This window comes from Azonexus sp. IMCC34842, from assembly GCF_050368855.1.
Taxonomy (GTDB): domain Bacteria; phylum Pseudomonadota; class Gammaproteobacteria; order Burkholderiales; family Rhodocyclaceae; genus Azonexus; species Azonexus denitrificans_A.
Genome location: NZ_CP178449.1, coordinates 3,720,483 through 3,739,427, shown reverse-complemented (window position 1 = coordinate 3,739,427; position 18,945 = coordinate 3,720,483). Strand labels below are relative to the sequence as shown.

The window sequence follows — 18,945 nt, the reverse complement described above, 5'->3', positions numbered from 1 at the left end:
CCGGCGGGTTTTTCATTGGTGGATTACATGTGAATTGGGTGAAAAACAGCAATAAATCAGTTCCTTGAAATTGATACGGAATTTTTGAAGTTGGCGCAACTTTGTATCATTTCTGCTTGACAGGATGAATTCCATATTTCAGAATCGATTCCACAGAAAAGAAGCAACACATCCATATTTGCTTCGACTGATAACAACAGGAGACGACATGAAAGACCGACGGTATGTCCGCGGCCGGGCGGCGCCCAGCAATCGGGGGAGCCTCTGATGCTGGCCCAGTTCCTGCAATTTCTCTTTTCCGGCCTGACCGTCGGGGCAACCTATGCGCTGGCGGCGCTCGGCTTCACGCTGATCTACAACGCCAGCAACGTGATCAACTTCGCCCAGGGCGAATTCATCATGCTCGGCGGCATGCTCGCCGTCTTCTTCACCCAGGCCGGCCTGCCGCTGCCGGTGGCGCTGGTCCTGGCCATCCTGATTCCGGCCATCGTCGGCATTCTGGTCGAGAAACTGGCGATCGAGCCGGTCAAGGGCGCCGAGACGGTGACGCTGATCATCATCACCATCGGCGCCTCGCTGGTCATCCGCGGCCTGATCCAGGTCTGGCTCGGCAAGGGCACGCATAGCCTGCCGGCCTTCTCGGGCGATGCGCCGATCGAGATCCTCGGCGCCACGCTGTTGCCGCAGAGCCTGTGGGTGCTCGGCGTCACCGCGCTGGTCGTCGTCGCGCTGTGGTACTTCTTCAACCGCACGCTGCAGGGCAAGGCCATGCTCGCCACCTCGTTCAACCGCGTCGCCGCCGAGCTGGTCGGCATCAACACCAGCTGGGTGCTGTTCATGAGTTTCGCCATGTCGGCCGCTCTCGGCGCCCTTGGCGGCATCCTGCTGACGCCGATCACGCTGACTTCCTACGACGTCGGCATCATGCTCGGCCTGAAGGGCTTCGTCGCCGCCGTCGTCGGCGGTCTCGGCAACGGCCTCGGCGCGGTGATCGGCGGCCTGCTGGTCGGCGTGCTCGAAGCGATGGGCGCCGGCTACATCTCGTCGAGCTACAAGGACGCGATCCCCTTCGTGCTCATCCTGCTCATCCTGTTCTTCATGCCGCGCGGTCTGTTCGGCAGCAAATCGACGGATCGGGTGTAACGATGAAGAAGAATGCCTATTTCGGCCTGTATATCGTCATCGCCATCCTCGTCGTGCTGCCTTTCGTGGTGCCCAACAGCTTTTATCTCGATCTGGTCATCCGCATGGCGATCAACGCCGTGATCGTCCTCGGCCTCAACCTGCTGATCGGCTTCGCCGGCCAGATCAGCATGGGGCATGCCGGCTTCCTCGGCATCGGCGCCTACGCCTCGGCCGTGCTGCCCACCCACTTCGGCTGGCATCCGGTCCTCGCCATGGCGGCCGGGGCGCTCGCCACCGGCCTGCTGGCCGGCCTGGTCGCCCGGCCGATCTTCAAGCTGAAGGGCCACTATCTGGCGATGGCGACGCTCGGCCTCGGCATCATCATCAACATCGCGCTGCGCAACGAGGCGACCTGGACCGGTGGGCCGGACGGCATGCCGGTCCCGACCATGGGCCTGTTCGGTTTCGATCTCGCCAGCGACAAGCACTGGTACTGGGTCGTCGCGCTGCTGCTCTCGGTCAGCGTCTGGGCCTCGCTCAACCTGATCGACTCGCCGTTCGGCCGCGCCCTGCGCGCCCTGCATGGTTCGGAAGTGGCTTCGCAGGTGGTCGGCGTCGATGTCGTCCGCTACAAGGTGGCGATCTTCGTCATGTCGGCCGTCTTCGCCAGCCTGATGGGCAGCGTCACCGCGCATTACGTCGGCTTCGTGACGCCCAATCTGGCCGATTTCTTCCATTCCATCGAACTGGTCACCATGGTGGTGATCGGCGGCATGGCCTCGGTCTATGGCTCGCTGGTCGGCGCTGTGTTGCTGACCGCCTTGCCGCAGGCGCTGGCCACTTTCGAGGGCTGGGAAACCGTTGCCTTCGGTTCGATCCTGATGCTCTGCATGATTTTCATGCCCAAGGGACTGGTGCCGACGCTGGCCGCCAAGTTCGGGAAGGGAGACTGACATGGCACTGCTCGATGTCCAGGATCTTTCCATCCACTTCGGTGGCGTCAAGGCGGTACAGAACGTCAGCTTCAGCATCGACGCCGGCATCGTCTATGCGGTGATCGGCCCGAACGGTGCCGGCAAGACGACGCTGTTCAACCTGATTACCGGGGTGTACAAACCGACCAGCGGCGAAATCCGCCTCGACGGCGAAGCGATCGGCGGCAAGTCGCCGAACGAGCTGGCCACCCGCGGCGTTGCCCGGACTTTCCAGAACCTGCAGATCTGCATGAACATGAGCGCCATCGAGAACGTGATGGTCGGCGCCCATCTGCGCCTCGACCGCAACCTGCTCAAGGCGGCGCTGCGTCTGCCGACGCTGAAGCGGCGCGATGCCGAGATGCGGGCCGAGGCGGCCGAGTTGATGCGCTTCGTCGGTCTCGATCAATTCATCGAGGCGCGCGCCGACTGCATGCCCTACGGCGCGCTCAAACGGCTGGAGATCGCCCGGGCGCTGGCCATGAAGCCGCGCCTGATCTTCCTCGACGAGCCGGCGGCCGGCCTCAATCCCAAGGAAACCATCGAGGTCGATCATCTGGTGCGCAAGGTGGCCGATTCCGGCGTCACCGTGGTGCTGGTCGAGCACGACATGAAGATGGTGATGAACCTCTCGGACCGCATCCTGGTGCTCGACTACGGCAAGAAGCTGGCCGAAGGCACGGGCGAGGAAGTCCGCCAGAATCCCGACGTGATCGCCGCTTATCTCGGCGCCCACGCCTGATTCCGTTCCGGGGCCACTCATGACTTTGTCCTGGGCGGGCCGGGAACGGAATCGAAGAATTAGGAGTTTGATATGGAAGCACTGCGCATCATCAGCGAAGACCATCGCAACCTGTGGCGCATCGTCGCCACCATCGACCTCGTGGCCGATGAAATGGCCGCCGGCAGCAAGGTCGATCCGGCCTTCTTCAGCTCGATTTTCGATTACATCGAACAGTTCATGGATGCCTGCCACCATGCCAAGGAGGACGATCACCTGTTCCCGTTGCTGCGGGCGCGCAGTGCCGACGCGGCGGCCATCCTCGATCGCCTGCAGGCCGAGCACCGCAACGGGCCGGAAGTCCTCAAGTCGCTGCGCGGCAAGCTGGCCGAAACGGCGGCCGGGCAACTCGGCAACGCCGAATTCGCCGCTGCCCTGCGGACCTATACGGAAAGCCTGAAGAACCATATCCGCACCGAAGAGAAGGATGCCATGCCGCTGGCCCGCGAGGTGCTGACCGCGGAGGACTGGGAGCAGATCGACCGGGCCTTCCTCGATGGCGAGGATCCGCTGTTCGGCGAGAAGGCGAAAGCCGAATTCCGCGAACTGTTCCACCGCATCGCCAGCCTGGCCCCGGAATCGATCGGCCTGGGCGGGCAGAGCGCTGGCGAACTGCAGCCGGGTGTCGGGGTGCCGGGCGGCGACGTCCTGCTCGCGGTATCCGGCATGGAAAGCTGCTATGGCCGGATCAAGGCGCTGAAAGGCATCGATTTCGAGGTGCGGCGCGGTGAAACCATCGCCCTGGTCGGCGCCAACGGCGCCGGCAAGACGACCTTCCTGCGCACGCTGTCGGGCGTTCAGCCGATGAGCGGCGGCACCATCCGCTTCGCCGGCGAGGACATCAGCAAGCTGCGTTCCGACATGCGCATGCGCCAGGGCATCTGCCAGAGCCCGGAGGGGCGGCAGGTCTTCGGGCCGCTGTCGATCGAGGACAACCTGCGGCTCGGCGCCTATACCCAGCCCAAAGGGCAGGTCGCCGAGGACATGGAGAAGATCTTCGCGATGTTCCCGATCCTCAAGGAAAAGCGCGCCCTGCCGGCCGGCACCTTGTCCGGCGGGCAACAGCAGATGCTGGCGATCGGCCGGGCGCTGATGGGCCGGCCCAAGCTGCTGCTACTCGACGAGCCGTCGATGGGCCTCGCACCGCTGCTCGTCCAGGAAGTGTTCAACGTCGTCAAGACGCTGAAGGCGCAGGGCATGACCATCATCCTCGCCGAACAGAACGCCTTTGCCGCGCTGGCCATCGCCGACCGCGGCTACGTGCTGGAAACCGGCCACATCACGCTGACTGGCACCGGCCAGGAGCTGATCAGCAACGAGCAGGTGCGCGCCGCGTACCTCGGCATGTAGCCGCCGGGATCGAGGCGGCAGCCGTGACTCAGTGGGCCGACGCGTTGAAGCCGAGATCGGCCGAGATGGCGGCGGCCGTTTCCTTCAGGGCGCGGGCGTTGGTGCAGTCCCAGTCCGGATCGAAGCCGCCGGTCGGGCCGACGATGGTGATGACGAGGACGATATGGCCGTTGTGATCGAAGACCGGCACGGAAAAGGCGCTGACGCCGGCAATCGGCTGGCCGATGGCGCGCGCCATGCCGTGGGCGCGGACCTCGGCCAGGGCCGGCTGCATTTCCTGCCAGTTGCGGCGCTCGCCGATGATGTGCGGAAAGGCGTCCGGGTGCATCGATTCCTCGACGAAGCGCTCGATCATCCGGGCCGGCATGTAGGCGCCGAAGACCAGGCCGGTGGCGGTCGTTAAGGACATCACGGTGCCCGTCCGGAGGTTCATGTGAATCGGATGGCTGGATTCCTCCAGATGGACCACCGTCGGGCCGGCGTTGCCCCAGACCGCCAGCGCCACCGTGTGATGGATGCGCTGTTCGAGCTCGACCGCCGCCGCGGTGGCCAGGCGCACCGGATTGAGCTGGCGCAGGCAGGCCAGGCCCATGTGCAGGGCCAGCCGGCCGAGGGCGTAACGCCCGGAGACCGGGTCCTGGCTGACCAGCCCGAGCTTGCCGAAGCTGACCAGATACGGATGCGCCTTGGCGGCGGTCATTTGCGCCTCGTGGGCGAGCTGTTTGAGCGACATGGCGCCGCCCGATTTGGCCAGCGCCGTCAGCAGTTGCCCGCCGACCTCGATGGATTGAATGCCGCGCCGTTCTTTTTCGTCTTCGTGCTCCATGGCCTTCCTGCCGGTCTGTCCCTGACGGGGGCCACCTTAGCGGGAGTGCGCCGGATGGTCAATGGCAAACCCGTTTGCCCATGTTTCAATATTCGCTATTAACAAATGCATTGACTATTAACGAATGCAAATCTAAATTACGTTCATCGTCCAGTAAAGGAATTCACCATGACCAAAAAGTTTGCCTCCGTCGCCGATCTCGCCGTCAAGAAAACCACCTTCGCCCAGTTGTCCGCCCATTGCTGGGCCTATACCGCCGAGGGTGATCCCAACACCGGGGTGATCATCGGCGACGATGCCGTGCTGATCTGCGACGCACTGGCCACCCCGGTGATGGCCCAGAGCCTGATCGCCGAGATCCGCAAGATTACCGACAAGCCGATCAAGTACGTCGTCCTCTCGCATTACCACGCCGTCCGCGTGCTCGGCGCTTCCGGCTACAAGGCCGCCGGCATGCAGGAAATCATCGCCAGCCAGGGCACCTACGAGATGATCGTCGAGCGCGGCGAACAGGACTGGAAGTCGGAGTACGAGCGCTTCCCGCGGCTGTTCGATGCCTACGACTCGATCCCCGGCCTGACTTGGCCGACGCTGGTGTTCAAGGACGAAATGACGCTGTGGATGGGCAAGGATCTGGAAGTCAAGATCATGCACGTCGGCCCCGGCCACACCAAGGGCGACACCATCGTCTGGGTGCCGTCCGAGAAGGTGCTGTTCTCCGGCGATCTGGTCGAAGCCGACGCCGCCTGCTACACCGGCGATGCCCAGCTCGAGGAATGGCCGGCGACGCTCGATGCGCTGGCCGCTTTCGGCGCCGAAAAGCTGGTGCCCGGCCGCGGTCCCGCCCTCGATACGCCGGAACGCGTCGCGGCCGGCCTGGCCTATACCCGCGATTTTGTCACCACGCTGCTGGCCTCGGCCAGGGAAGCGGTCGCCCAGGGCCTCAACCTGAATCAGGCGATGGCGCATTGCCGCAAGGCGATGGACCCGAAGTTCGGCCAGGTCTTCATCTACGAACACTGTCTGCCCTTCGACGTTACCCGGGCGGTCGATGAAGCCAGCGGCATCAAGCATCCGCGCATCTGGACGGCGGAACGCGACAAGGAGATGTGGCACGGCTTGCAAGCCGAGTAAGCGCCGCTCCCCCTCGCTGGGGTGCGGTTATAACGAGAACGAGGAGACCAAGATGCTGAGTACCTATCAATACCCGAAGTACGAGTACGTCCAGCCGCCGGAGCAGAAAAGCGGCGCCACGCAGCGTTACCCGGTGGTCGTCGTCGGCGCCGGGCCGGTCGGCCTGGCCGCGGCGATCGAGCTAGCGCAGTCCGGCGTGCCGGTCGTTGTGCTCGACGACGACGACACCGTGTCGGTCGGCTCGCGCGGCGTCTGCTATGCCAAGCGCGCCCTCGAAGTGCTCGACCGTCTCGGGGTCGGCGATGCCTGCGTCGCCAAGGGCGTCAGCTGGAATGTCGGGCGCACCTTCTTCCGCGAGGAAGAGGTCTATAACTTCAACCTGCTGCCGCAGCCCGACCACAAGCGGCCGGGCATGATCAACCTGCAGCAGTACTACCTCGAGGAATACGAGGTCAAGCGGGCGAAGGAATTGCCCAACCTCGACCTGCGTTTCAGGAACAAGGTCGTCTCGGTGGCGCCCGAGGGCAACGGCGCAACGCTCCAGGTTGAAACGCCGGACGGCATCTACACGCTGGAAACCGACTGGCTGGTGGTAGCCGATGGCGCGCGCAGCGGCATCCGCCGGATGATGGACCTGGAGATCGAAGGCAAGATCTTCATGGATCGTTTCCTGATCGCCGACGTGGTGATGAAGGCCGATTTCCCGGCCGAGCGCTGGTTCTGGTTCGATCCGCCCTTCCATCCGGGGCAGTCGGTCCTGTTGCACCGGCAGGCCGACAATGTCTGGCGCATCGACTTCCAGCTCGGCTGGCAGGCCGATCCGGAAGAAGAGAAGAAGCCGGAAAAGGTCATCCCGCGGATCAAGGCGATGCTCGGCGACGACCGCGAGTTCGAGCTGGAATGGGTCAGCGTCTATACGTTCCAGTGCCGGCGGATGCACAAGTTCCGCCACGGCCGCGTGCTCTTCGTCGGCGACGCGGCGCATCAGGTATCGCCGTTCGGCGCCCGCGGCGCTAACTCCGGCATCCAGGACACCGACAATCTGTGCTGGAAGCTGAAGCTGGTCATCGACGGCCAGGCACCGGCCGCCCTGCTCGACAGCTATGGCGAAGAACGCGAGTTCGCGGCCGACGAGAACATCATGAACTCGACGCGGTCGACCGACTTCATCACGCCGAAGAGCAAGACCTCGCTGACCTTCCGCAATGCCGTGCTGACCCTTGCCGGCGACCACGCCTTTGCCCGGGCGCTGGTCAATTCCGGCCGCCTGTCGGTGCCCTCGTATCTCACCGAATCGCGGCTCAATACGCCGGATGGCTCGGCCTTTGCCGGCGACATGGTGCCGGGGGCACCGATGGACGATAGCCCGATGCGCGAAGACGGCAGCGATTTCTGGTTGCTCGACCGGGTCGGTCAGCGCTTCATGGCGCTCGTCCATGTCAGCGACCCGGCGGCGCTCGATGCCGCGACGGCAAGGCGTTTCAAGGCGCTGGCCGACGCCGGCATGCCGCTCGAGGTGGTACTGGTTTCGCCGAAAGCCGGCCAGGCGCCGGAAGGCCTGCGCGTCTTCGAGGATTACACCGGCCGTTTCGCCGAACGCTACGACAGCGAGCCGGGCACCGTTTACCTGCTGCGCCCCGATCAGCATGTCGCCGCCCGCTGGCGCACTTTCGATGCGGCCCGCCTGAAGGCCGCGCTGGCGCGCGCCACCTGCAACGTTCAATAAGGAGCCGGACATGGCACTCAATCTGAAGCCCAATTTCACCGAACCCGGCAAACGCTATTTCCGTGCCTTCACGCCCGGCGACGACTTCTACGAAGCGCTGATCGACACTCACCGCGACCTGTCGGACGAGCAGAGCGCGCTGGTCAACGCCAAACTGATCCTGCTGCTGTCCAACCATATCGGCGACATCGCCGTCCTCCGCCAGGCGATGCAGATCGCCCGGGCCGGCGTTTAAGGAGAACTCCATGAAAATCGAGAGAATTCACCACGTGGCCTACCGCTGCAAGGATGCCAAGGAAACCGTCGAGTGGTACGGCAAATACCTGAACATGGGTTTTGTGCTGGCGATCGCCGAGAACGAGGTGCCGTCGACCAAGGAACCGGATCCCTACATGCACGTCTTCCTCGACGCCGGCCACGGCAATGTCCTGGCCTTCTTCGAGCTGCCGGCCAAGCCGCCGATGGGGCGCGACCCGAATACCCCGACATGGACCCAGCACATCGCCTTCGAGGTCGATTCGCTTGATTCGCTGCTCGAAACCAAGGCCAAGCTGGAAGCCGACGGTATCGCCGTCGTCGGGCCGACCGATCACACCATTTTCAAATCCATCTACTTCTTCGACCCGAGCGGCCATCGTCTCGAACTGGCGGCCAACACCGGCACGCCGAAAATGGCCAAAATGCTCGACGAAGTGAAGTGGGACATGCTCAACGAGTGGGCGATAACCAGGAAGGCGCCGCAACATGCGCGCTGGATGCACGATGGCAGCTATGCCGGGGAGTAAGCCGCAATGAAACTAGCCACCCTGAAAAAAGGCGGCCGCGACGGCACGCTGGTCGTCGTCAACCGCCAGATGACGCATTGCCGCCCGGTGCCGGCCATCGCCCGCACGCTGCAGGCGGCGCTCGACGATTGGCCGGCGGTCGAGCCGCAGTTACGGCAGATCTACGAAGCGCTGAACAGCGGCGCGCTCGGCGACCCCGATCCGTTCGATCCGGCGGCCTGCCATTCGCCGCTGCCGCGCGCCTATCAATGGGCCGACGGATCGGCCTACGTGAATCATGTCGAACTGGTTCGCCGGGCGCGCGGCGCCGAACTGCCGGCCGAGTTCTGGAGCGATCCGCTGATGTACCAGGGCGGTTCCGACTCTTTCGTCGGGCCGCGCGATCCGATCCTGGCCCGCTCCGAAGACTGGGGCATCGACCTCGAAGCCGAGGTCGCGGTGATTACCGGCGACGTCCGGATGGGCGCGACGCCGGAACAGTGTGCGCCGGCCATCCGGCTGCTCATGCTGGTCAATGACGTGTCGCTGCGCAACCTGATCCCGGCCGAACTGGCCAAGGGTTTCGGCTTCTTCCAGTCGAAGCCGGCCAGCGCCTTCAGCCCGGTCGCTGTGACCCCCGACGAACTCGGCGCCGACTGGCGCGAGGGCCGGGTGCATCGGCCGCTCACCGTGCATCTGAACGGCCAGCTGTTCGGCCAGCCGGATGCCGGCACCGACATGATTTTCAATTTCCCGCAACTGCTGGCGCATGTCACCCGGACGCGCGACATGGCGGCCGGCTCGATCATTGGCTCCGGCACCGTCTCCAACAAGCAGGGCGGCCTGCACGGCTCGTCGATCGCCAACGGCGGGGTCGGCTACTGCTGCCTGGCCGAAGTGCGGATGTACGAGACCATCGAATCGGGCAAGCCGCAGACCGCTTTTCTGAAGTTCGGCGACCGCGTCCGGATCGAGATGTTCGACCGCGCCGGGGCCAGCATCTTCGGCGCCATCGAGCAGCGCGTCGCCCCCTACCCGGGGTGAGCGCCTCGCCAGCCGCGGCGTCGCCATCCTTCCGGCTGGCGGCGCTGCTGACCACGCTGGTCGCCCTTGGCCCGCTGTCTACCGATCTCTACCTGCCGTCGCTGCCGACGCTGGCCAGGGTCTTTGCCACCGACGCCGCGCGCATCCAGCTGACGCTGTCGGTCTTCCTCGCCGGCTTTGCCGTCGCCCAGCTGGCCTACGGCGCGCTGTCCGACCGTTTCGGCCGCCGGCCGCTGATGCTCGGCGGCCTGCTGCTCTATTTCGTCGCTTCACTCGCTTGCCTGTTCGCCGACAGCGTCGAAACGCTGATCGCCGCCCGTTTCGTCCAGGCGCTCGGCGCCTGTGCCGGGCCGGTGCTCGGTCGGGCGATCGTCCGCGATGTCTGGGGACCGGTTGAGGCGGTGCGCGTGCTCGCCTACGTCAGCGGCGCGATGGCCCTGGCGCCCTTGCTCGGTCCGACGCTCGGCGGCTACCTGACGGTGTGGTTCGGCTGGCAGGCCAACTTCGCGCTGCTCGTGCTGTTTTCGTTGCTGCAGATCGGCGCGGTCTGGTTCTGGCTGGCCGAGAGCAATGCCCATCGCGATCCGACGGCGACCCGGCCCGGCCGCATCCTGGCCAATTTCCGGATACTGCTGGCCGACCGCAATTATCTCGGCTATCTGCTCGCCCTGTCCTTTTCCTACAGCACGCTGTTCGCCTTCATCTCTGGATCGTCGTTCGTGCTGATCGGCCGTTTCGGCCTGTCGCCGCAGCTTTTCGGCCTGTCCTTCGGGCTGGTCGTCGCCGGTTACCTGGCCGGTAGCATGCTCTCCGGCAAACTGGTCCGGCGCTTCGGCGGCGACCGCCTGCTGCTCGCCGGCGCCTGGCTCGGCGCGCTGGCCGGGGCGACCATGTGGGGCCTCGAAGCGGCCGGCACGCGGCATGTCGCGGCGCTGCTCGGGCCGATGTTCTTCGTCACGCTGGCCGTCGGTCTGGTGATGTCAAATGCCGTCGGCCAGGCGCTCGCCCCCTATCCGAAAATGGCCGGCGCCGCGTCGTCGCTGATGGGTTTCTGCCAGATGGGGATCGGCGCGCTGGTCGGCATGCTGGTCGGCCACGGCGTCGATGGCGCAGCAACTGTCCTGCCGATGACAGTCGCCGGGTGCGCCTTGCTGGTACCTTTATGCCATCTTGCGCTGGTCCGTCATCCAGCCCCCTGATTCCGGAGTTGTCATGCTCAAGTTGTACAGTTATTTCCGCAGTTCCGCCGCTTACCGGGTGCGCATCGCGCTCAATTTGAAGGGCCTGCCTTACGAAACGGTGCCGGTGCATCTGCTGCGCGATGGCGGCCAGCAGAACCAGCCCGACTATCGCGCCCTGAGCCCGCTCGGCACGGTGCCGACGCTGGATGCCGGGGCGGGGGCGATGACCCAGTCGCTGGCGATCATCGAATACCTTGACGAAACGCATCCGCTGCCGCCGCTGATGCCGGCCTCGGCCGAAGGGCGGGCGCGTGTCCGGGCGCTGGCTCAGACCATCGCCTGCGACATCCACCCGGTGAACAACCTGCGGGTACTCAACTACCTGGGCCGCGAATTCGGCGCCAGCAAGGAACAGAAGGATGCCTGGTATCGCCATTGGGTGATCGAAGGCCTGCTGGCCATCGAACAGATGCTGGTCGCCCAGCCCGGCACCGCCACTTTCTGTCATGGCCAGGCGCCGACGCTGGCCGATTGCTGTCTGGTGCCGCAGGTCTTCAATGCGCGCCGTTTCAACTGTCCCCTCGATAAAATGCCGACCATCCAGCGCATCGTCGCCGCTTGCGAGGCGCTGCCCGCTTTCCAGAATGCCGCGCCGGCCAATCAGCCGGACGCCGAGTAAAAAATACCGGAGACGACATGACTTACGCCATCGATTCAACCCCGTTGTGGAAACCCAATCCCGCCACTGTCGGCGATACGCGCATGGCGCAGTTCATGCAGGCGATGGGCCGGGCGCCCTATGCCGAGCTCTGGCAGTGGTCAGTGGACCAGCCGGCCGAGTTCTGGTCGCAGATCTGGCGCTTTTGCGGCGCGGTCGGCGAAGCAGGCGGTCGCGTCCTGGTCGATGGCGAGAAAATGCCGGGTGCCCGCTGGTTCCCGGATGCCCGGCTGAACTACGCGGAAAATGTGCTGAAGCATCGCGATGCCGGCGAGGCGCTGGTCTTCTGGGGCGAGGACAAGATCAAGCGGCGGCTGAGCCGGGCCGAACTGCATGGCGAAGTCGCCCGCTTCCAGCAGTTCCTGATCGCCGCCGGGGTCGGTGAGGGCGACCGGGTCGCCGGCTACCTGCCCAATCTGCCGGAGACACTGATCGCCATGCTGGCGACCACGGCGCTCGGCGCCATCTGGTCGTCCGCCTCGCCCGATTTCGGTGTGCAGGGCGTGCTCGACCGTTTCGGCCAGATCGAACCGAAGGTGCTGATCTGCGTCGATGGCTACTGGTACAACGGCAAGCCGGTCGATTGCCTGGAAAAGAACGCCGAGATCGTTGCGAAAATGCCGTCGCTGCTCCGCACCGTCGTCGTGCCGTATCTCGCTGCCGCGCCGGCCGTCGATGGCATCGCCGGGGCCATCGCCTGGAATGCCTTGCCGGCCGCAACCGAGGCGGTCAGTTTCCGGCGCGTCGCCTTCGACCATCCGCTGTTCATCATGTTTTCTTCCGGCACCACCGGCGTGCCGAAATGCATCGTCCATTGCCACGGCGGCGTGCTGCTGCAGCACCTCAAGGAACACCAGCTGCACAGCGACGTGCGCCCCGGCGACCGGCTGTTCTACTTCACGACCTGCGGCTGGATGATGTGGAACTGGCTGGTTTCCGGCCTGGCCTGCGGCGCCACGCTGCTGCTCTACGACGGTTCGCCGTTCGCCGCCAAGGGCAGGGTGCTGTTCGACTATGCCGAAGCCGAGAAAATGACCCATTTCGGCACTTCCGCCAAATTCATCGACGCGGCCGCCAAGCTTGGTCTGACGCCGGGCAAGACGCACGACCTGGCAGCGCTGCGCGCCATGTTCTCGACCGGCAGCCCGCTGTCGCCGGAAGGTTTCGACTGGGTCTATCGCGAGATCAAGCAGGACATCCTGCTCGCCTCGATTTCCGGCGGCACCGACATCGTTTCCTGCTTCGTGCTCGGCAACCCGGTCTTGCCGGTCTATCGCGGCGAAATCCAGTGTCGCGGTCTGGGTATGGCCGTCGATGTGTTTAACGACGCCGGCCAGCCGGTCCGTTCCGAAAAAGGCGAGCTGGTGTGCACCAAACCGTTTCCGGTGATGCCGGTCGGTTTCTGGAACGATCCCGACGGCCGGAAATACCACGCCGCCTACTTCGAGCGCTTCGCCGACATCTGGTGTCACGGCGATTTTTCGGAACTGACGGCACACGATGGCGTGATCATCTACGGCCGCTCCGACGCGACGCTGAATCCCGGCGGGGTGCGTATCGGTACGGCGGAAATCTACCGCCAGGTCGAGCAGTTGCCGGAAATCGTCGAAGCGCTGGTGGTCGGCCAGGACTGGCCGCCGGGCAAGAACGACGATGTCCGCGTCGTGCTGTTCGTCAAGCTGCAGGACGGCCACACGCTGGATGCCGCGCTGATCGACCGGGTCAAGAAGCAGATCCGCGACAACACGACGCCGCGTCACGTCCCGGCCAAGGTGGTGCAGGTGACGGACATTCCGCGTACCAAGTCGGGCAAGATCGTCGAACTGGCGGTGCGCAATGTCGTGCATGCGCAGCCGGTGAAAAACGTCGAAGCGCTGGCCAACCCGGAAGCGCTGGAATACTTCCGGGGCCGGGTCGAACTGGCCGACTAGGCGCGGCGGGCGAGCAGGGTGGCCAGGCCGGGCACCTTGCGCGCCAGTTCCTCGCCCTTGCCGAACAGCCAGCCGAGCGCCGCGGTAATCCGCTGGCTGGCGGCCGGACTTTCGATCCAGCGGTAGAACAGCGTGGCCGCGCCGATGCTGGCGGCGAGGGCGAGCAGCAGGCCGACGATGGCCGAGGCGGGCGAGGCGAACTCTAGCTTGGCGTAGAGGCCGTTCACCAGCAGCAAGACCGGGAAGTGCACCAGGAAGATCGAGTAGGAAATCTGGCCGAGAAAGCTCAGCGGCCGGATATCCGGCCATTTTTCCAGGAAGCCGGTGCGGCGGCCGAAGCCGAGCAGCAGCGCGATGCCGAGGGCGAGCACGATGCGCAGGCGGAAATCGACGATCAGCGTGGCGATCACCACGGTGGCGATGACCCCCAGCCAGGCCGACATCTGCCGGCGGTCGGAGGCCCACCAGGCGGCGGCGCCGAGTCCGTAGGAACCGAAAAAATAGAGCGCCCAGTTGTCCCATTCGGCATCGCGGTTGAACCAGAACAGCGAGGCGATCGCCACGCTCAGCACGAGTGCCGGGGCGACCAGTTTGCGGCGACCGAGCCAGAGCAGCATGGCCATCAGCGCGAAGAGCTGGAAGTCGATGGCGATATACCAGACGCCGGCCGACAGCGAATCGAAGCCGAGCAGGCTTTGCAGCAACAGGGCATGGGCCAGCCACTGCTTGAAGGTGGCGCGGGCCGGGATGGCGTCGTCATCCATCCAGTGGTCGGCGATGGCGGCGCTGGCAATGGCCAGGCCGATGGCGGCCAGATAGGGCACGACTAGTCGCAGATAGCGCTTCCAGATCAGCGGCAGCGGCGAGGCGCCGAGCGCCTGACCGTTGGCCGACAACCCGCGGGCGGCGAGAAAGCCGGCGATGACGAGGAAGACCTGGACGGCCATCCGGCCATAGCCGTAGAGCCAGCCGAAGGTGTCGGGAAAAGCCTCGCTCGCTACCGCGGCGAGCGGGCCGTAGGAAGAGAAGTGATTGAGCAGGACAAGGATGGCCGCGATCGCCTTGAGGGTGTCGATCAGCGGCATGCGGTTGGCAGGGTGACTCATGGGGGGATTTTACCCCGTCTGCTGCAGTGCACCAAACGAGGTTCCAGTCTGTATATGGATATAGCTAAACAAAACGCGCGACGAAGGAATTGGTGTACAAGGCCGGCAAATCGATCCATACCCGGTGCCCGCTGCCCGGGGCGACGGTGATAGGCTGGCCGGCCTTGTTTTCCATGCGGCTCAGCAATGAAATGTGGTTGCCGGACGGATGCACGCATTCGATACGGTCGCCGACGCTGAAGCGGTTCTTGACGACGATTTCCATCAGGCCGCGCGCCGCGTCAAAACCGATGGCATCGCCCACGTAGAGGCTGCGGTCCGATTCGGAATGGCCGCGCAGGTAGTTCTGATAATCGGCATCGTGGTGGCGCTGGTAGAAGCCGTCGGTGTAGCCGCGGTTGGCCAGTCCGTCGAGTTCGCGCAGCAGCGAAGGGTCGAGCGGCTTGCCGGCGACCGCGTCGTCGATTGCCTGACGATAGGACTGGGCGGTGCGCGCGACGTAGTAGGCGCTCTTGGTCCGTCCCTCGATCTTCAGCGAGTCGATGCCGATCTCGACCAGGCGCTGGACATGTTCGATGGCGCGCAGGTCCTTCGAATTCATGATGTAGGTGCCGTGCTCGTCTTCCTCGATCGGCATTAGCTCGCCCGGACGCTGTCTTTCCTCGAGCAGGATTTCCTGCTCGGGATGGCTGTAGAACGCCACGGGCTGATTCGTCGCCACGCCGGGGTTATCCGAGGTCGATACCTTGTAGTCCCAGCGGCAGGAGTTGGTGCAGCTGCCCTGGTTCGGGTCACGGTGGTTGAAGTAGCCGGAGAGCAGGCAGCGGCCGGAATAGGCGATGCACAGCGCGCCATGGATGAAGACTTCGAGTTCGATGTCCGGGCATTGCTGGCGGATCTCCGCCACTTCGTCGAGCGACAATTCGCGCGATAGGATGATGCGGGTCAGCCCGAGCTTTTTCCAGAAGCGCACCGCCGCCCAGTTCACCGTGTTCGACTGGACCGACAGATGCACTGCCTGTTCCGGCCAGGTCTCGCGGACCATGTCGATCAGGCCGGGGTCGGACATGATCAGCGCGTCCGGCTTCAGGGCGACGACCGGCGCCATGTCGGCCAGGTAGGTGGCGAGCTTGGCGTTGTGCGGGAAGATGTTGCTGACGACGAAAAACTGCTTGCCGCGGGCATGCGCTTCATCAATCCCTTCCTTCAGCGCAGCGACCGTGCCGAACTCGTTATTGCGCACGCGCAGGCTGTAGCGCGGCTGGCCGGCATAGATCGCATCGGCGCCGAAATCGAAGGCGGTGCGCATCATCTGGATCGAGCCGGCAGGGGCTAGGAGTTCGGGGGCTTTGAGCATAGTAGAATCAGGCAAAACCTTGGATTCTATCCCCTCATGTCCGAAGAAATACTGATCAATTTCACACCGCAGGAAACCCGCGTTGCCGTGATGCAACAAGGTGTGGTCCAGGAACTGCATATCGAACGCACGGCGAGCCGTGGTTTGGTCGGCAATGTTTATCTCGGCCGCATCTGTCGCATCCTGCCCGGCATGCAGTCGGCATTCATCGATGTCGGCCTGGATCGCACGGCCTTCCTGCATGTGGCGGATATCTGGCAGCCGCGCGAAACGGCGACCGAGCGGCCGATCGAGAAAATCCTTTTCGACGGCCAGAGCATCGTCGTCCAGGTCGTCAAGGATCCGATCGGCACCAAGGGTGCCCGACTGTCGACGCAGATTTCGATTGCCGGGCGGATGCTGGTTTACCTGCCGCAGGAAAAACATATCGGTATTTCGCAACGCATCGAAGCGGAGTCCGAGCGCGAAGCGCTGCGCGAAAGGATCACCCGGCTGGTCCCGGCCGATGAAACCGGGGGCTTCATCGTCCGGACGATGGCCGAAAATGCCAGCGACGAGGAATTCGCCACCGACATCGCCTACCTGCGCAAAATCTGGGCCGATATCCGCGACAAGGCACGCACCTGCGCGCCGCCCTGTGTGCTCTATCAGGAGCTTTCACTGAGCCAGCGCGTGCTGCGCGATTTCGTCAATCCGGAAACGGCGCGCATGGTCATCGACTCCCGCGAAAATTTCCAGAAACTGAGTGCCTTTGCCCAGGAGTTCACGCCCGCCGTCCTGCCGCTGCTCGACCATTACACCGGCCAGCGCCCCTTGTTCGACCTGCATGGCGTCGAGGAGGAAATCCAGAAAGCGCTGGCCCGCCGCGTCGACCTGAAATCGGGCGGCTACCTGATCATCGACCAGACCGAGGCGATGACGACCATCGACGTCAATACCGGCGGCTTTGTCGGTGTCCGCAACTTCGACGACACGATCTTCAAGACCAACCTCGAAGCGGCGGTCACCATCGCCCGCCAGCTAAGATTGCGGAACCTCGGTGGCATCATCATTGTCGATTTCATCGACATGGAGAACGAGGAACACAAGAAAGCCGTGCTCGACGAATTCAACAAGGCGCTGGCCCGCGACCACACCCGGCTGACGGTAAACGGCTTCACCGCCCTCGGTCTGGTCGAAATGACCCGCAAGCGTACCCGTGAGTCGCTGGCCCATGTGCTGTGCCAGCCTTGCCCGACCTGCGGCGGACGCGGCGAGGTCAAGACGGCGCGCACCGTGGCCTATGAAATTCTCCGCGAGCTGCTGCGCGAGGCGCGCCAGTTCAATGCCCGTGAATACCGCATCCTGGCAGGGCCGGCGGTCGTCGATCTGTTTCTCGACGAAGAGTCGCAGTCGTTGGCCATGCTGTCCGACTTCATCGGCAAGGCCGTTTCGCTGCAGTCCGAACCGAGCTACTCACCCGAGCAGTACGACATCGTCCTGATGTAATGACCATGAAGGAGACCCATGATGAACCCCAATCCGGAATTCGACAGTCTTGTCCCGGCCCAATCCTTTGATCGGCGGAGTTTTCTCGTGACCAGCCTGGGCGCTGGTTTCGCGCTGGCCGTCCAGCCGGTGATGGCCCAGACGGCGATCCGGACCGACGACAGCGGTCTGCTGGCCGGCGAAATCAAGGTGCCGGTCAAGGATGGCGAGATGGTGGCCTATCGCGCGCTGCCCAAGGGGGCGAGCAAGGCGCCGGTGGTGCTGGTCGTCTCCGAGATTTTCGGCGTTCATGAATACATCAAGGACACCTGCCGCCGCCTAGCCAAGGCCGGTTACTGCGCCATCGCCCCCGAACTCTTCGCCCGCCAGGGTGACCCGCGCGGCATCGACAGCATTCCCGAGATCCTGGCCAAAATCGTCTACAAGACGCCCGACGCCCAGGTCATGAGCGATCTCGATGCCTGTGTCGCCTGGGCCGCCAGTAAGGGGGCCGACACCAACCGGCTGGCGATTACCGGCTTCTGCTGGGGCGGCCGGATCAGCTGGCTGTACAGCGCGCACAATCCGCAACTGAAGGCCGCGGCGGCCTGGTATGGCCGCCTGGTCGGTGGTGCCAGCGAGATCACGCCGAAGCAGCCGATGGATCTGGTCGGCCAGTTGATGGCTCCGGTGCTCGGTCTGTATGGCGGGCTGGATACCGGCATCCCGCTTGAAACGGTCGAGAGCATGGAAAAGGCGCTGAAACAGGGGAGCGCCGCCGCCAAGGTTTCCGAGATTCATGTTTATGACAACGCCCCGCATGCCTTCCATGCCGACTACCGGCCCAGCTACCGCAAGGAAGAAGCCGAGGACGGCTGGCAGCGCATGCTGGCCTGGTTCCGCAAGAGCGGTGTGTGACACTAATTTCGCGGCTGCGCGGCGTGCCTTCGTGCTACGCTTCGCGCCTCGAAAAGACAATGTATGACCATGACGACTGCCGAACCGACTGCAACCAAACCGATCGATGCCCGGGCCCTGCTCAAGGACCTGCAAAACCGCTTCGATGTTTTCCGTAACCACAGCCCGCTGGCCATCGGTATCGACAAACAGGTGTTTGCCCAGTTGCCGGAGCTGGAAAAGAAGGCGCTGCGCCTGGCCATGCGCAGCCACACCATCTCGACCCGCTACCTGAAGGAAATGGAAAAGGGAACGGTCCGCCTGAATCTGGATGGCACGCCGGCCGGCGAAGTCACCGACGAAAACCGTCAGCACGCTGCCGAGCTGCTGCGCGAGCGCTTCAAGAAGCAGGTCGAACAGCGCAAGGCAGCCGAAGCGGCGGCCAAGGCGGAACAAGTGCGGGCCGCAAAGCTGAGTCAGCTGGCCGAAAAATTCGGTCGCAAATAAGGGTTAGCGCCGGCTTTTGCTCTGTTCCGGCCGAGCAAGCCAGTCAGTAAAAGGCCA

The 18,945-nt window shown here is 64.2% G+C and carries 18 protein-coding genes; 15 read left to right on the top strand and 3 right to left on the bottom strand.

All coding sequences use genetic code 11. The annotated features are described in order from the left end of the window. Positions 1–267: 267 nt before the first annotated feature. The 4 genes from ACLIKD_RS17720 (at position 268) to ACLIKD_RS17705 (ending at position 4,230) form a co-directional block, all read left to right on the top strand. Positions 268–1,143, top strand: coding sequence for a branched-chain amino acid ABC transporter permease (locus ACLIKD_RS17720; protein WP_226417995.1), 876 nt, complete (start codon positions 268–270; stop codon positions 1,141–1,143). A 2-nt stretch (positions 1,144–1,145) separates the two neighbouring features. Continuing rightward, positions 1,146–2,078: a branched-chain amino acid ABC transporter permease gene (locus ACLIKD_RS17715; RefSeq protein ID WP_226417996.1), complete on the top strand. Its 933-nt coding sequence runs from the start codon at positions 1,146–1,148 to the stop codon at positions 2,076–2,078. Position 2,079: 1 nt separating this feature from the next. Then, on the top strand, positions 2,080–2,841 hold the full coding sequence (locus ACLIKD_RS17710) for an ABC transporter ATP-binding protein (RefSeq protein ID WP_428826057.1): 762 nt from the start codon (positions 2,080–2,082) through the stop codon (positions 2,839–2,841). 72 nt (positions 2,842–2,913) lie between these two features. Continuing rightward, a complete protein-coding gene (locus tag ACLIKD_RS17705) occupies positions 2,914–4,230 on the top strand; it encodes an ATP-binding cassette domain-containing protein (RefSeq protein ID WP_428826056.1) in 1,317 nt (438 codons plus the stop codon). A gap of 28 nt (positions 4,231–4,258) precedes the next feature. Here ACLIKD_RS17705 and ACLIKD_RS17700 read toward each other — a convergent pair whose 3' ends face one another. Next, positions 4,259–5,056 carry an IclR family transcriptional regulator gene (locus ACLIKD_RS17700; RefSeq protein WP_428826055.1) on the bottom strand — a complete coding sequence of 266 codons (798 nt, stop codon included), beginning with the start codon at positions 5,054–5,056 and terminating at the stop codon, positions 4,259–4,261. 168 nt (positions 5,057–5,224) lie between these two features. Between ACLIKD_RS17700 and ACLIKD_RS17695 the strand changes: the two genes are divergently transcribed. The 8 genes from ACLIKD_RS17695 to ACLIKD_RS17660 are packed head-to-tail and all read left to right on the top strand — an operon-like array spanning position 5,225 to position 13,554. Beyond that, the gene (locus ACLIKD_RS17695) at positions 5,225–6,190 is read left to right on the top strand and encodes an MBL fold metallo-hydrolase (protein WP_226472040.1); all 966 of its coding nucleotides are present in this window, start codon (positions 5,225–5,227) and stop codon (positions 6,188–6,190) included. A gap of 52 nt (positions 6,191–6,242) precedes the next feature. Continuing rightward, positions 6,243–7,916 carry an FAD-dependent oxidoreductase gene (locus tag ACLIKD_RS17690; RefSeq protein WP_428826054.1) on the top strand — a complete coding sequence of 558 codons (1,674 nt, stop codon included), beginning with the start codon at positions 6,243–6,245 and terminating at the stop codon, positions 7,914–7,916. 10 nt (positions 7,917–7,926) lie between these two features. Continuing rightward, positions 7,927–8,151 carry a DUF2783 domain-containing protein gene (locus ACLIKD_RS17685; RefSeq protein ID WP_226418001.1) on the top strand — a complete coding sequence of 75 codons (225 nt, stop codon included), beginning with the start codon at positions 7,927–7,929 and terminating at the stop codon, positions 8,149–8,151. Between the two features lie 10 nt (positions 8,152–8,161). Further along, positions 8,162–8,701, top strand: a complete 540-nt coding sequence (locus ACLIKD_RS17680) for a VOC family protein (protein ID WP_428826053.1) — start codon at positions 8,162–8,164, stop codon at positions 8,699–8,701. Positions 8,702–8,707: 6 nt separating this feature from the next. After that, on the top strand, positions 8,708–9,724 hold the full coding sequence (locus tag ACLIKD_RS17675; RefSeq protein ID WP_428826052.1) for a fumarylacetoacetate hydrolase family protein: 1,017 nt from the start codon (positions 8,708–8,710) through the stop codon (positions 9,722–9,724). Then, a complete protein-coding gene (locus ACLIKD_RS17670) occupies positions 9,721–10,923 on the top strand; it encodes a multidrug effflux MFS transporter (protein ID WP_428826051.1) in 1,203 nt (400 codons plus the stop codon). The genes ACLIKD_RS17675 and ACLIKD_RS17670 overlap by 4 nt, the downstream gene beginning before the upstream one ends. A gap of 13 nt (positions 10,924–10,936) precedes the next feature. Beyond that, positions 10,937–11,584, top strand: coding sequence for a maleylacetoacetate isomerase (gene maiA / locus ACLIKD_RS17665; protein ID WP_428826050.1), 648 nt, complete (start codon positions 10,937–10,939; stop codon positions 11,582–11,584). A 17-nt stretch (positions 11,585–11,601) separates the two neighbouring features. Further along, on the top strand, positions 11,602–13,554 hold the full coding sequence (locus ACLIKD_RS17660) for an acetoacetate--CoA ligase (protein WP_428826049.1): 1,953 nt from the start codon (positions 11,602–11,604) through the stop codon (positions 13,552–13,554). Here the strand turns inward: ACLIKD_RS17660 and ACLIKD_RS17655 are convergent. Both ACLIKD_RS17655 and yegQ read right to left on the bottom strand, forming a co-directional pair. After that, on the bottom strand, positions 13,551–14,660 hold the full coding sequence (locus tag ACLIKD_RS17655) for an acyltransferase family protein (protein WP_428826048.1): 1,110 nt from the start codon (positions 14,658–14,660) through the stop codon (positions 13,551–13,553). The genes ACLIKD_RS17660 and ACLIKD_RS17655 overlap by 4 nt on opposite strands. Positions 14,661–14,724: 64 nt before the next feature. Further along, on the bottom strand, positions 14,725–16,017 hold the full coding sequence (yegQ, locus tag ACLIKD_RS17650; RefSeq protein ID WP_428826047.1) for a tRNA 5-hydroxyuridine modification protein YegQ: 1,293 nt from the start codon (positions 16,015–16,017) through the stop codon (positions 14,725–14,727). Positions 16,018–16,053: 36 nt separating this feature from the next. On the opposite strand from yegQ, the gene rng reads away from it, so the two are divergent. The 3 genes from rng (at position 16,054) to ACLIKD_RS17635 (ending at position 18,888) form a co-directional block, all read left to right on the top strand. Then, entirely contained in the window at positions 16,054–17,505 is a 1,452-nt protein-coding gene (rng, locus tag ACLIKD_RS17645) for a ribonuclease G (RefSeq protein WP_428826046.1), read from the top strand. 21 nt (positions 17,506–17,526) lie between these two features. Next, positions 17,527–18,402 (top strand): dienelactone hydrolase family protein, encoded by an 876-nt coding sequence (locus ACLIKD_RS17640; protein WP_428828356.1) that lies wholly within the window; start codon positions 17,527–17,529, stop codon positions 18,400–18,402. Between the two features lie 63 nt (positions 18,403–18,465). Beyond that, entirely contained in the window at positions 18,466–18,888 is a 423-nt protein-coding gene (locus tag ACLIKD_RS17635) for a ProQ/FINO family protein (protein ID WP_226418010.1), read from the top strand. The last annotated feature ends 57 nt before the right edge of the window (positions 18,889–18,945 follow it).